The 13,233-nt window shown below is 62.1% G+C and carries 11 protein-coding genes; 9 read left to right on the forward strand and 2 right to left on the reverse strand.

The window, feature by feature from the left end:
- Window positions 1-57 precede the first annotated feature (57 nt).
- Window positions 58-1,002: a J domain-containing protein gene (locus tag AC1RJY_RS05815; RefSeq protein WP_011775372.1), complete on the reverse strand. Its 945-nt coding sequence runs from the start codon at window positions 1,000-1,002 to the stop codon at window positions 58-60.
- 122 nt (window positions 1,003-1,124) lie between these two features.
- Between AC1RJY_RS05815 and AC1RJY_RS05820 the strand changes: the two genes are divergently transcribed.
- The 4 genes from AC1RJY_RS05820 to AC1RJY_RS05835 all read left to right on the forward strand — a co-directional run bounded on the left by AC1RJY_RS05820 (window position 1,125) and on the right by AC1RJY_RS05835 (window position 4,871).
- Window positions 1,125-2,051 (forward strand): diacylglycerol/lipid kinase family protein, encoded by a 927-nt coding sequence (locus AC1RJY_RS05820; RefSeq protein WP_498601791.1) that lies wholly within the window; start codon window positions 1,125-1,127, stop codon window positions 2,049-2,051.
- A gap of 139 nt (window positions 2,052-2,190) precedes the next feature.
- Window positions 2,191-2,865, forward strand: a complete 675-nt coding sequence (locus AC1RJY_RS05825; protein WP_498601793.1) for a hypothetical protein — start codon at window positions 2,191-2,193, stop codon at window positions 2,863-2,865.
- Window positions 2,866-2,928: 63 nt separating this feature from the next.
- Window positions 2,929-3,612, forward strand: coding sequence for a helix-turn-helix transcriptional regulator (locus tag AC1RJY_RS05830; protein WP_498601795.1), 684 nt, complete (start codon window positions 2,929-2,931; stop codon window positions 3,610-3,612).
- 26 nt (window positions 3,613-3,638) lie between these two features.
- Window positions 3,639-4,871: a cysteine desulfurase family protein gene (locus AC1RJY_RS05835; RefSeq protein WP_210063613.1), complete on the forward strand. Its 1,233-nt coding sequence runs from the start codon at window positions 3,639-3,641 to the stop codon at window positions 4,869-4,871.
- A 3-nt stretch (window positions 4,872-4,874) separates the two neighbouring features.
- On the opposite strand, the gene AC1RJY_RS05840 is transcribed toward AC1RJY_RS05835, so the two are convergent.
- The gene (locus AC1RJY_RS05840) at window positions 4,875-6,116 is read right to left on the reverse strand and encodes an NAD(P)/FAD-dependent oxidoreductase (RefSeq protein WP_498601797.1); all 1,242 of its coding nucleotides are present in this window, start codon (window positions 6,114-6,116) and stop codon (window positions 4,875-4,877) included.
- 162 nt (window positions 6,117-6,278) lie between these two features.
- Between AC1RJY_RS05840 and mnmA the strand changes: the two genes are divergently transcribed.
- The 5 genes from mnmA (at window position 6,279) to AC1RJY_RS05865 (ending at window position 13,149) form a co-directional block, all read left to right on the forward strand.
- Window positions 6,279-7,418 (forward strand): tRNA 2-thiouridine(34) synthase MnmA, encoded by a 1,140-nt coding sequence (mnmA, locus tag AC1RJY_RS05845; RefSeq protein ID WP_187329888.1) that lies wholly within the window; start codon window positions 6,279-6,281, stop codon window positions 7,416-7,418.
- 171 nt (window positions 7,419-7,589) lie between these two features.
- Complete coding sequence (locus AC1RJY_RS05850; RefSeq protein WP_014922255.1) at window positions 7,590-9,218, forward strand: ABC transporter substrate-binding protein; 1,629 nt, start codon at window positions 7,590-7,592, stop codon at window positions 9,216-9,218.
- 129 nt (window positions 9,219-9,347) lie between these two features.
- A complete protein-coding gene (locus AC1RJY_RS05855; protein WP_011775364.1) occupies window positions 9,348-10,439 on the forward strand; it encodes an ABC transporter permease in 1,092 nt (363 codons plus the stop codon).
- Between the two features lie 2 nt (window positions 10,440-10,441).
- Entirely contained in the window at window positions 10,442-11,446 is a 1,005-nt protein-coding gene (locus tag AC1RJY_RS05860; protein WP_011775363.1) for an ABC transporter permease, read from the forward strand.
- Window positions 11,443-13,149, forward strand: coding sequence for an ABC transporter ATP-binding protein (locus AC1RJY_RS05865; RefSeq protein WP_498601800.1), 1,707 nt, complete (start codon window positions 11,443-11,445; stop codon window positions 13,147-13,149). Before AC1RJY_RS05860 ends, AC1RJY_RS05865 begins: the two co-directional genes overlap by 4 nt.
- Window positions 13,150-13,233 lie beyond the last annotated feature (84 nt).

Consider the following 13,233-nt stretch of genomic DNA (forward strand, 5'->3'; position numbering starts at 1 on the left):
CATCTTAGTCAGCCCGTGCGGGTATGGCCGCGTTCAGGAAACGGCACAGGGGGATGACTAGTGCATTCCGCGAAGCAGTCGCGCCAGGACGGGCACCACCACGGTGTTCGGCGCCGGCCCCGAACTGAGGAATTGCTTAAGTCCCCTCGCAAGCCCGGCACCGTTGACTACCTCCACGGCATTATGGCTCGACTGGCCCTTTCCGTACTGGTCGATCACAGGTTCATGGAGGTTGCCGTCAGGGCTGTGCAGAACCACCCAGCCGGTGACATTGAGCTCGGGGAAAAGGTCCTGCATGTGGCGGACGATGTGGGCCAGTTGCGGGGGAGCTACCGAACGTCCGCCGTGCCGCAGCGAGTTCCCGTCCCAGGCGTAGGCGCCTTTGGGCAGCAGCATTGAACCGATGAGGGCCAGCCGGTAGCCGGACAGGACGGCGTGGTCGATGTGGTTGTTATCCGACGGCGAGCGCAGGCCGTTGATGAGCCGCGCAGCGGGAATCGCGGGCAGGACCTGCCGGCTGATGAGCTGGACCGTGCGCATCTCGCGTTGGATGCGGGCGTCGGCGCCAAAGATGCCCCTTTTGCGGGGGAGTCCATGGACTTGCTGCGCCGCTTCGGCCGCTGAGATGAGAGGAACCTCGTTGGGGTCGTCAAATGCCGGAACGTAAACCGGGGGGTCGCCCGCAGTGTTGCGTTGGGCCTGAGGTCGCTTGACGTTTGTGGTGGCGGAGGGGCCCGGTGCGGCAGTGCCGGTGTAGTCGCCCGGCCTCGGCTGGCTCACGCCTGAGGCTCCACGGGCGTACCTGCGGTCGTACTCGGCCCTGCGTTGGGGATCAATGAGGGTTTCGTAGGCGAGGGTCACGCGTCGGAACATCTCGGCTTCTCCACCGTGATCGGGGTGGGCTTTCCGGGCAGCCTTGCGGTAGGCCACTTTGATCTCCTTGTCCGTTGCGGTGACGGAAACGCGGAGAACCTGATAATGCGAACTGCTGCCCTCGGCCAAGCACGGGCCCTTCTCTAGGGTGACGGTGCGCTTCTGAAGAGGCGCGGTACTGGCAAGTTTATCCAGCCACTATGTGAACGTCGGTAACGGGGCGCGTGGTTCCCGCTGGCATAATTCACGCTGTGAATCCTTCGGCAGCCGAGAACCCTTCCAGTACGCCGAAGAAGATCGTTGTCGCCATGAATCCTGCTGCTTCGTTTGGTCGTACGCGCCATGCCGGGAACCAGGCCGCAGCTTTTCTCCGCGCCGCCGGCCGGGACGTCGTCGTACTCCAGGCCGATGACTACGACGCCTTGCGGAGTGCGGTGGAGCTGACCCTGGCCACCGGCGTGGAGGCCTTGGTGGTGGTGGGCGGCGACGGCATGGTTCATTTGGGTGTCAATGCGCTCGTCGGGCTGGACATTCCCCTTGGCATTGTTCCCAGCGGAACCGGTAATGACGTGGCACGGATGTTGGCTTTGCCGTTGAAGGACACCGCCGCCGCGTGCCGCCGGCTACTGTTCGCGCTGGAAGCAGGCGGGCGCAGGATCGACGCCGGGCGGGTCACCTCTGCTGGTCGGACCACGTACTTCGCCGGCGTCCTTTCCGCCGGCTTTGATGCGGCCGTCAACGAACGGGCCAATTCCTGGCGATGGCCGCGGGGGAAGAGCCGCTACAACCTCGCGATGCTCAGGGAGTTGGGCTCTTTCCGGCGGATCACCTACACCGTGACTGCCGACGACGTGTCGTGGAGCCAGCCTGCCTTGCTCATTTCGGTGGCCAACGGACAGTTCATTGGCGGGGGCATGAAGATCACCCCTGAGGCAGTGCCCGACGACGGTTGGTTGGACATGTTTGTGGTGAAGCCTTTGTCCAGGCTCCGTTTTCTTGCCGTGTTTCCCAAGGTTTTCGCCGGGAAACATACCGGTCATCCCGCCGTGGAGATCAGGCGCGTCCGGAAAGTGCGGCTGGAAGCCGATGGGGTGGTGGCATACGCCGACGGCGAGCGCATCGCTGATTTACCGGTGGTCGTAGACCTCGTCCCTGCCGGGCTGTGGGTACTTGCCTAGTGATTTTGCGGTGCCGGCGGAGCCTCCATGCCGCGGACGGCTAGACTCGATCGCGGCGACAGGCCGCGTTACTTGGGCGGCGGGAAGAGGGCAGTCAGATTCAAGCAGCGTGGCTACGGCAGCAAGGCAAGGAGACATAGTGGCGAACAACGTTCGACGACGGCTGGCCGGCTTGGTTGCCGCCGGAGCCGCAGGCGTCTTGCTGGCTGCCTGCAGCGTCAACGTGCCGGATCCTGCGGCACCCAAGCCGTCGCCGTCGGAATCCGCGCTGGCGACGCCCACCATTACGCCTGGGCACGACGCAGCCGCAGTGGCCGCGAAGGATTTGCCGCTGGCGGCAGGTGGCGCATTGGCGCCGGGGGAGCCTGTCACAGTCTCCACGAGGTTGGAAGAGGTGCCTGGCTGGTCCGTGGTTCATTCCGCACTGCAGGGTGAGACCAGGTACAGGAAGACGGACGGTTGCACTCTCGCAGTGAGGGTCAGCGTCAATCAGGGGCCGCTGGTGGTGTCCGGGGACGATGTGTCCTCCACCAAGGAACTCTTCAAATACCTGGATGCCGGCAATGCGCTGGATAACCTGAAGTCGGCGTCCTTGCGTTGGGGACAGGACTCCGATAAGCCGCAGCACAGTGTTGAGTTCCTCGGTGTGGAATCCTCTTCGGCAACCGGCGGTCAGTCGGCCGTTATCCTGGCAAGGTTGTTCAGCGTCCCCGCATCCTCGGTGTATGTCTCCCTGGCATGTCCGGATGACAACGCCCTGGCCCAAGCGCGTGCGGAGACCGTGGCGCACCTCGTGGTGGTTCCACCGTCCTGACCCCGCCCTCTTTCGGGATCCTGCTAAAGCAACGATTCTTATTTTTAGAGATACCTTTGGTGTATGGGCACGTCCGAACTCCCGTGGATCCGGAAAATCGCTGCTGTTGCTGCCTTGGGCGATGAGAACCGTCGCAGGCTCTATGAGTACGTTTTGAGTACGGGGGACGCGGTCAGTCGGGATCAGGCTGCCTTGGCACTCGAGTTGCCCCGCAGTTCGGCTTCCTTCCATTTGGATCGTTTGGTCCGCGAAGGGCTCTTGCGGGTTGAGTTCAGGAAATCCGCCGAGAAGACGGGGCCAGGGTCGGGGCGGCCATCAAAGCTCTACAGGCCCGTCATGGACGAGGTGGGCGTCTCTGTTCCTGAGCGGCACTACGACCTCGCCGGCCACCTCATGGCCGCGGCGATCACGCGCTCTCAGGCCGACGGTGTGCCGGCGGCGGAAGCGTTGCGCGATGTCGCTGCAGCTGCAGGGAGCGAGGTTGGACGCCCTGGCGATTTCGTGGGCGCACTCTCGGAACTCGGATATGACCCCTCGCCGGACGCCGCCGGGGGATACCGCCTGCTCAATTGTCCGTTCCATCGCTTGTCGCGGGACCACACGGAAGTGGTGTGCGCAATGAACGGCGCGTTCCTCAGCGGTGCTGCTGCGGCCTCCGGACTCAGTGCCGGCATCATCGTGCCGGATCCGGACCATGGTCCGGGACACTGCTGCGCGCGCATCACTGCCCTTGGTAATAAATCCTGAGCGCCCGGCGTCGGTAGAATTACAAGGTGCCTGTATACCTTGACCACGCCGCAACCACGCCCCTGTCAGCCGAAGCGCTCGCTGTGATGACGCGTGAGCTGGCGCGGACCGGCAATCCTTCGTCGCTTCACGGCGCGGGGCGCCGCGCGAGGCGAGCGGTAGAGGATGCCAGGGAGGCGTTGGCAGCGGCAGCCGGGGCGCACCCATCTGAGGTTATTTTCACCTCAGGCGGGACGGAAGCGGACAACCTGGCGGTGAAGGGACTGTTCTGGGCCAGGCGGGACGAGAACCCGCACCGTACACGCATCCTTTGCTCCGCCGTCGAGCATCATGCGGTCATGGATACCGTCGAATGGCTTGAAAAGCACGAAGGCGCGGACGTTGTGTGGCTCCCGGTAGATAGCGACGGCGCTGTTCGGATGGAGGTCGTCAAGCAGGAAATCCAACGTGACCCTGAATCAATTGCCTTGGTCACCGTGATGTGGGCCAACAATGAAGTGGGCACCATCCAGCCGGTGACGGAGATTGTGGAGCTGGCAAAGCTGCATGGAATCCCGGTCCACTCCGATGCGGTCCAGGCTTTCGGATCGATTCCCGTGGATTTTCGTGGCTCGGGACTCTCTGCAATGTCCGTCTCGGGGCACAAGCTGGGCGGTCCGGTGGGGGTCGGCGCACTTCTCCTGGGAAGGGCCGTGAAGTTGACGCCGGTGCAGCACGGCGGCGGGCAGGAGCGCGATGTGCGCTCGGGAACACTGGATACTCCCGCAATCGCCGCTTTTGCTGCAGCCGCGGAGGCTGTCACTGCCAACCTGCCGGTTGAAAAAGAACGTCTCAGCTTGTTGCGCGACCGCCTTATCACCGGAGTACATGATTCCGTCCCGGGCGCGGTGCTGAGGGGTGCTCCTGGGGACGGACGGCTGCCGGGGAACGCCCACTTCACCTTCCCTGGTTGCGAAGGCGACTCACTGCTTTTTCTCCTGGACCTGGCAGGCGTTGAATCCTCCACGGGGTCGGCGTGCACGGCAGGGGTTCCCCGGCCTTCGCACGTCCTCCTGGCCATGGGCCTCGATGAAGATACTGCACGCGGCGCCCAGCGCTTTACGCTGGGGCACAGCTCCACCGATGCAGATGTGGACGCGCTCTTGAAGGCCCTGCCAGAGGCATGCCTGAGGGCCCGGCAAGCTGGAATGGCCGGTCATGAATCCAGCATTCAAACAGCAGCAACGGTGGCTCGGCAGGGCACGTCGGAACCTTTCTAGGTCCTACTGCTCACCGGGCTGCAGCTCGTCCAGCGGCACCCCGGGATCCGTCAGCTTGGTGACGTTCACAGGGGTGCGGGTGGAAATCAACGCCTTGATTGGCTTCTGAACCCGGCGCTGGTTGACGCTCATTCCGGCAACTACCATCCCCTCCCTCAACCAAAAAGCGATAAAGCTGCCGTCATCCAGCGAGCCGCGGATTACCGGCGTGATTCCGAAGGTCAGGGAGGGAAAGCCCGAGTACTCCAAGCTGAGGGTGAACTGGTCCGTATAGAAGTACGGCACCACGTCCAGTTGGGCATCCTGGCCCATCATGGACTTTGCAGCTACCTTGCCGCCGTTGAGCGCGTTGGCCCAATGTTCGCTGCGATGGTGCTCGGCGGTAAACGGGTGGAGTGCGTTGGCTACATCTCCTGCAGCCAGCACATCCGGTGCGCTGGACCTCAGCCCGGCATCCACCAGTATTCCATTGCGGATGGCGAGCCCTGCGGCTTCGCCGAGTGCTGTGTCCGGTACGACGCCGACGGCAACGATCACAACATCGGCGGGCAGCGTTTCGCCGGTACTGGTGCGGACCGCCGTCGCGCTGCCGTTCTGTCCGTCAATTCCGGCAGCGCTTGCCGGAAGGCGGAAGGTGACGCCCTGATCTTCGTGGAGCCGCTGGAAGTATGCACCCAGTTCGGGTCCGATGGCGGCACTCAGTGGTATGTCTTCCAGCCCCAGCAGTGTGACGTCGTTGCCGTACGTGCTGGCTGCTGCCGCCAGTTCCATGCCGATCCACCCGGAGCCGATCATGACCACCTTCTTGCCTCCGTTCTTGAGGAGGTTCTGAAGCCGCACACTGTCATCGAAGGTTCGGAAGGTCATGACTCCGGCAAGGTCCGCGCCTGGAAGCGGGATGGTTCGTGGCCGGGCGCCCGTGGCGAGGAGCAGCTTGGAATAGTGAAGGCTTCGGCCATCGGCCAGTACCGCCGCGTGATCCGCGGGCTCGATCCGGCTCGCAGGGTTTTCGAGGAGAAGCTCGACGTCGTTTTCCCCGTACCAGTCATCCGGCACTACCAGAGCAGCATCTGCCTCAGCTTTGCCCAGGAGAAATTCCTTGGAAAGGGGTGGGCGTATATAGGGTGTCCGGTTCTCGGCGGCCACCAAGGTGACGGGACCTTCATAGCCCTCTGCGCGGAGGGTCTTGGCTGCGGTAGCGCCGGCAAGCCCGCCTCCGACGATAACCATGTGTTCGTGTGCCATGTCAGCTCGATTCTAAAACCAATTGTTTTGACTTTAGAAGCAGGGGTTGGGCCAGTCAAGGGTTTTAGGGCATGCGTGGCAAGGCGGGCTAGAATAGATGGGCGCGGCGGCTGTTCTCAGCCGGATCAGCGACTCCAACTCCCACATACACAGAAAGCCAGCATGCGAGTACTTGCAGCAATGAGCGGCGGAGTTGACTCCGCCGTGGCCGCAGCCCGGGCAGTCGAGGCCGGACACGACGTCGTCGGAGTCCACCTCGCGTTGTCGCGGATGCCGGGGACCCTGCGCACGGGAAGCCGGGGATGCTGCACCATCGAGGATTCGCGCGATGCATGGCGGGCATGCGACGTCCTGGGCATTCCCTACTACGTTTGGGATTTCTCCGAGCGCTTCAAGGAAGACGTCGTCCAGGATTTCATTGACGAGTACGCTGCGGGCAGGACACCGAACCCCTGCATGAGGTGCAACGAGCGGATTAAGTTCGCCGCCCTTCTGGAAAAGGCCATAGCGCTGGGCTTCGACGCCGTCTGCACCGGCCACTACGCCAAGGTCATCGAAGACGCCGACGGCAACCGCGAACTCCACCGCGCCGCCGATTGGGCCAAGGACCAGAGCTACGTCCTGGGCGTCCTGACCCACGAACAACTCAAGCACTCCATGTTCCCGTTGGCAGACACCCCGTCCAAGGCTGAGGTGCGTGCCGAGGCCGAGCGTCGTGGGCTGTCCGTGGCCAACAAGCCGGACAGCCACGATATTTGCTTTATCTCCGACGGCGACACCCGCGGATGGCTGGCCGAGAAGATTGACATGACCACCGGCGACATCGTTGACGAAACCGGCGCCAAGGTTGGCGAACATCCCGGTGCCAACGCCTTCACGGTGGGGCAGCGGCGCGGTTTGAAGCTGGGTACCCCCGCGGCGGATGGCAAGCCCAGGTTCGTCCTGGAAATCCGCCCCAAGGAAAACAAAGTAGTTGTAGGGCCGGAAGCCCTGCTGGCGATCGACGAGATTCGCGGCATCAAGGTCTCGTGGGCCGGCTTGCCCATTTCCGAAGTTGCCACCGGCGCTGAGTTCGACTGCCACGCGCAGGTCCGGGCCCACGGAGATCCCGTTCCTGCAATCGCGCGCGTAGAAGCCGTTACCGACGAATCCGGCGTGGAGCGTGCCCAGCTCGTTGTCACGTTGACGGATCCACTGAGGGGCGTGGCCCCTGGCCAGACGGTCGTTCTCTATCAGGGAAGCCGCGTCCTGGGGCAGGCAACCATTGATGCCGCCCGTTCACTGCAGCGGCAAGTCCTCTAGGAGCCACCGCTCCGGCAGCGAAAGCTACTGGAAAGTAAATTTTGTGTCTCAAATCACAAAATGAAGGGTTCGTGGCCTTCGAAGTCTGATTGAATCGTGGAATCAAGAGTGTGCGCCGTCACAAATATCCCACGGCGGCGCGCCGAATCCATCGAACAGAAGGTTCATCAGATGGCAATGAACAAGAAGGCCCTGCACGGCGTTATCGCGCTTGCGGGCATCTCCGCGCTCGCCTTGACGGCATGCACGGGACCCTCCGGTGGCGGCTCATCATCCGCCCCGGCCGCCGCAGGCCCTATCGCTTACGGCACTACTGACAAAGTCACCTCGCTGGACCCGGCGGGATCCTACGATAACGGTTCATTTATGGTGATGAACCAGGTCTATTCGTTCCTGCTGAATTCGAAGCCCGGCGGCGCGGAACCCGTTCCCGACCTCGCTGAATCGTCGTCGTTCACGGCGCCGTCGGAATACACTGTCAAGCTAAAGTCCGGGCTCAAGTGGGCCAACGGGCACACCTTGGATTCCAAGGACGTCAAGCACTCCTTTGATCGTCAGGTGGCCATCAACGATCCCGCCGGCCCCGCTTCGCTGCTGACCAACATCGAGAGCGTCAGTACTCCTGATGCCACCACGGTGGTGTTCAAGTTGGAGAACGCCAACGACCAAACGTTCAGCCAGATCCTCAGCAGCCCTGCAGCGCCGATCGTGGACGATGAAGTCTTCCCGGCCGACAAGATCCTCCCGGACGACGAGATCATCAAGGCGAACGCGTTCTACGGCCAGTACACAATCGACAGCTACAAGAAGAACGAGCTGGTCAGTTTCAAAGCCTTCGCGGACTACCAAGGCGTTCTTGGCAAGCCTGCCAATGATGCAGCCACCATCAAGTACTACGCCAGCCCCACCAACCTGAAGTTGGAAATCCAGCAAGGCGCAATTGACGTTGCCTTCCGCAGCCTGAGCGCCACGGACATCGACGACCTCCGCAAGGACTCCAAGGTCAAGGTCCTCACCGGACCGGGCGGCGAAATCCGCTACATCACGTTCAACTTCGACACCATGCCGTATGGAACCAAGGCAACTGGCGCCGACCCCGCCAAGGCACTTGCCGTTCGCCAGGCCGTGGCCAACCTGGTTGACCGCCAGGCCATTGCTGACCAGGTCTACAAGGGCACCTACCTGCCCCTGTACTCGAACGTTCCCAGCGGATTCCTCGGCGCCAATGAGGCGTTCAAGGACGCCTACGGCGACGCCGGAAAGCCGAGCCTGGACAAGGCCAAGAAGGTTCTGACGGATGCCGGCATCACTGAACCGGTGGCTCTGAACCTGCAGTACAACCCGGATCACTACGGTGGATCCTCCGGCGACGAATACGCCATGGTCAAGGAGCAACTGGAGAAGTCCGGTCTCTTCACCGTAAACCTGCAGTCCACCGAGTGGGTCACGTACAGCAAGGCCAGCCGTGCCGACGAGTACCCGCTGTTCCAGTTTGGTTGGTTCCCGGACTTCAGCGATTCCGATAACTACCTGACGCCGTTCTTCCCGGAAGGCGGCTTCCTGAAGAACCACTACAACAACCCCGAAGTCAATGAGCTGATCTCCAAGCAGCTGACGGATGCGGACAAGACCAGCCGCGAGGCTGCCATCAAGGATGTCCAAAACGCACTGGCCAAGGACATCTCCACCCTGCCTCTGCTTCAGGGCGCCCAGGTGGCGGTAACCGGAAGCGGAGTGAACGGCGTCGAAAAGACCCTGGATCCATCCTTCAAGTTCCGTCTCGGCGTAATTTCCAAGTAACCGCACCTCTGCAATGAGCAGGGAGGCGGGACACTGATCCGGTGTCCCGCCTCCTTTGCTGACCACCCACGTGGCCGGCACGCATGAGACAACCCCGCGCAATCCACGGGCAGGAAATGCAGGTAACAAATGACAACACTTATTGAGGTCCCCGAGGCTGAGCCCGGCATCGTTGCTCCCAAGAGCAAATCCAAGGGCGGGGGAGGGCTGGGCAGATACATCGTGGTCAGGTTTTTCCTGATCATCCCCACCGTCTTCATATTGGTAACTCTTGTCTTCTTCCTGATGCGGGTCATCGGCGACCCCATCACAGCATCGCAGGGCGGACGGCTGCCCCCGGACGTCCTGGCCCAGCGAATACAAGAGGCCGGTTACGATCGGCCCGTCCTGGTCCAGTACTTCGAATACCTGGGCCAGCTCATCACCGGCAACTTCGGCAGTACCATCACCGACCGCAGGCCAGTGGTGGAGGTACTTACCACTTTCGGCGCAGCGACACTCGAGCTGTCGATCAACGCACTGATCGTCGCGCTCGCAGTCGGCATCCCGTTCGGGCTCATTGCCGCACAGCACCGGGACAAGACTCCTGACGCGTTTCTGAGGTTCTTTGCCATCCTCTGCTACGCCACACCCGTTTTCTTCTCCGGGCTCCTCCTCAAACTCACGTTTTCCGTGTGGCTTGGGTGGTTCCCCGTGGCCGGTCGAGCCTCTACGCGGACGGAACTGACCATGAGCGGCCTGGCTGCACCGTCAGGCATTTACTGGCTGGACGCGTTACGCAGCGGCAACTTCGCAGCTCTGGGGGACATCGTCGCCCACGCGGTGCTCCCCGCAGTAGCCCTCGGATTGTTGACCGCCGGCGTCTTCTTGCGCCTGGTGCGCACAAACGTCATCGGCACGCTGGGAAAGGACTACGTCGAGGCCGGGCGTTCCCGCGGCGTCAGTGAGTTCCGCCTGCTGACCAAGCACGCCTACAAGCCGGCATTGATTCCCATCATTACGGTCATGGGCCTGCAAATTGCCCTGATGCTGGGCGGCGCCATCCTTACCGAAACCACGTTTGAGTGGAAGGGCCTGGGCTATCAGCTGGTGCAGTACCTGAACGCGCGCGACTTTGTGGCCGTCCAAGGAATCGTTGTGCTGTTGGCCATCATTGTGGCTGTCACCAACTTCGTGGTGGATATCATTGCCGCGCTCATCGACCCTCGAGTGAGGTACTGACCATGAGCACTTCCCAATTGACCCGACCCAAGCAGCCCTTGTTCTCAAGGCTGCCCGTGATAAGCCACCTGAAGAAAAGCGTAGGACTTCAGCGAGGCATGCTCATCGTGGGCGTTGTCCTCAGTGGACTCTTCATCCTTACGAGCATCTTTGCACCTCTCCTCGCTCCCTATGGCTACTCCCAACTCAGCGATTCTTCCGGTTCGTTTCCCACCCAGGAGGCTCCGAACTCCAAGCACCTGCTGGGAACAACTGTGGGCGGCTACGATGTCCTGTCACGGGTGATTTGGGGTTCCCAAACAGCGGTGACCGTCATCGTTGTGTCTGTGGCGATGTCCCTGTTCCTCGGTGTCGCCCTTGGTTTGCTCAGCGGTTATTTCGGAGGGTGGCTGGACAGGATTCTGGTGGTAGTAGCGGATGCCATCTATGCGTTTCCCACCCTGCTCCTGGCAATCGTGATTTCCATAGTGATCAGCCGGGGGCAATCCAGTTTCTGGGGCGGCATCTTCTCTTGTGCTTTCTCCATAACGGTGGTCTTTGTCCCGCAGTACTTCCGGGTCATCCGGGCAGAGACCATTCGTCTCAAAGCCGAGCCGTTCGTCGAGTCGGCCAAGGTGCTGGGGGCGAGCAGCGTGCGCATCATTGGGCGGCACATCTTCAAGAACGCCACCAGGACCTTGCCGCTCATGTTCACCTTGAACGCTTCCGAGGCGATCCTGACGCTCGCTGGCTTGGGCTTCCTGGGCTTCGGCATCGAGCCCACATCAGCTGCTGAATGGGGGTTTGACCTCAACAAGGCACTGGCGGACACTTCGTCCGGTATTTGGTGGACGGGCGTCTTCCCCGGGATCGCGATGGTTCTCACAGTGCTGGGGCTGACCCTGGTGGGCGAGAGCATCAACGACCTCAATGACCCCCGGATCCGTGGGCGCAAACGCGCGGGCAGGACGCTGCCACCAACACCAGCAGGAACGCCTTCAAACCCGGCAGAGGCAGGCAAGTCATGACCACCAACCTTGGAAATATGTCAGATCACGTCAGCGCCGAGCAGCCTGTACTCACCATCGATCGACTCCAAGTCACGTTCGCCACTGATGGCGGGGACGTTCACGCTGTAAAGGACGTCAGCCTGGAAGTTGCAGCCGGTGAAGTAGTGGCCATCGTAGGGGAATCCGGTTCCGGCAAGACGGTGACAGCCAAAACCATCCTTGGCCTGCTTCCGGAAACTGCTGTCAGCTCCGGCGCCGTGGTGATCAACGGCAACAATGTCATCAGCGTCAGCAAGTCCACCCTGCGTAAAATCCGCGGCCGCGATGTGGCCATGGTGTTCCAAGAGCCATCCACTGCCCTGAATCCGGTCTTTACCGTCGGCTGGCAGATTGCCGAAGGCATCCGGGCACATGCACCTGGCGGGCGGCGAATCTCCGCCAGGGAGGCCAAGCAACGGGCAACCGAGGCACTCCGCAAAGTGGGCATCCCTGACCCTGAAACGCGTGTGAACTACTACCCGCACCAGTTCTCCGGCGGCCAGAAACAACGCGTGGTCATAGCTGCGGCGTTGGCCCTGAACCCGGGACTGATCGTGGCCGATGAGCCCACCACCGCACTGGATGTCACAGTCCAGGCTGAGATCCTCCAGCTACTGCGCGACTTGAGGGACAACTACGGGACATCTATTGTGCTCATCACGCACAACATGGGTGTCGTGGCGGATCTGGCCGACCGTGTTGTGGTCATGTATCAGGGCGACGTAGTGGAGGAGGCCTCGTCCAGGGTCCTGTTTGCTGAACCCCGGCAGGAGTACACCAGGAAGCTGCTTGCCGCGGTGCCGCACCTCGGACGGAACTCGGCATCCGAGGGTGCCCGTGGCCGGCTCCATCAGGAAGGCAAAGTCCTGGTGGAAGCAAAGAACCTCACCATCGAATACCCCGGGCGCTTCGGCAGGCACGGATTCAAAGCCGTGGACGATGTCAGCTTTACGGTGTCCGAGAATGAGGTCTTTGGGCTGGTGGGTGAATCCGGTTCCGGAAAATCCACCATTGGACGGGCCATCGCAGGCCTGACCAGGACCACCGGAGGCAGCCTGAAGGTCCTTGGGTACGAGATGTTGGACTTCAAGGAGCGTACCTTCCGTCCGCTCCGCAAGGAGATCGGCTTCGTTTTCCAGGATCCGGCGGCGTCCTTCAACCCGCACCTCACCATCGGCGAGTGCGTTGCTGAGCCGCTGCTGATCCACACCAAGCCAGGCGCCGCTGAGGCGAGGAAAAAAGTAGGTGAGTTGCTCGAGTCAGTCCAGCTGCCGGCGTCGTACGCGGAGCGCTACCCGCACGAGTTGTCCGGTGGGCAGCGGCAGCGCGCCTCCTTGGCGAGGTCGCTGGCACTGAACCCGCGTCTTCTGATCGCCGACGAGCCGACATCCGCGCTGGATGTCTCGGTGCAGGCCAAAGTCCTGGATCTGTTCAAGGACATCCAGGAGCAGTACGGCTTCGCGGCTCTTTTCATCAGTCACGACCTCGCAGTGGTGGATATGTTGTCCCATTGGGTTGGCGTGTTGTACAAAGGCCGGTTGGTGGAGCAGGGGATCGGCAACCATGTGATGGGATCACCGCAGCACGACTACACCAAGCGGCTCATCGCCTCCCTGCCGGTGCCGGACCCGGATGAACAAGCACGACGGCGGGAAGCGCACCGCACGCTGCTGGGGGGCTAGACCGTTCCCTGGACGTCCGCCTACGCGGGAAAGGTACGCCCCTCAACGTGGGGGCGTACCTTGACTTCGCGACCCGTCCGGCCA

The organism is Arthrobacter sp. GW822-FHT05G07 (assembly GCF_058799755.1).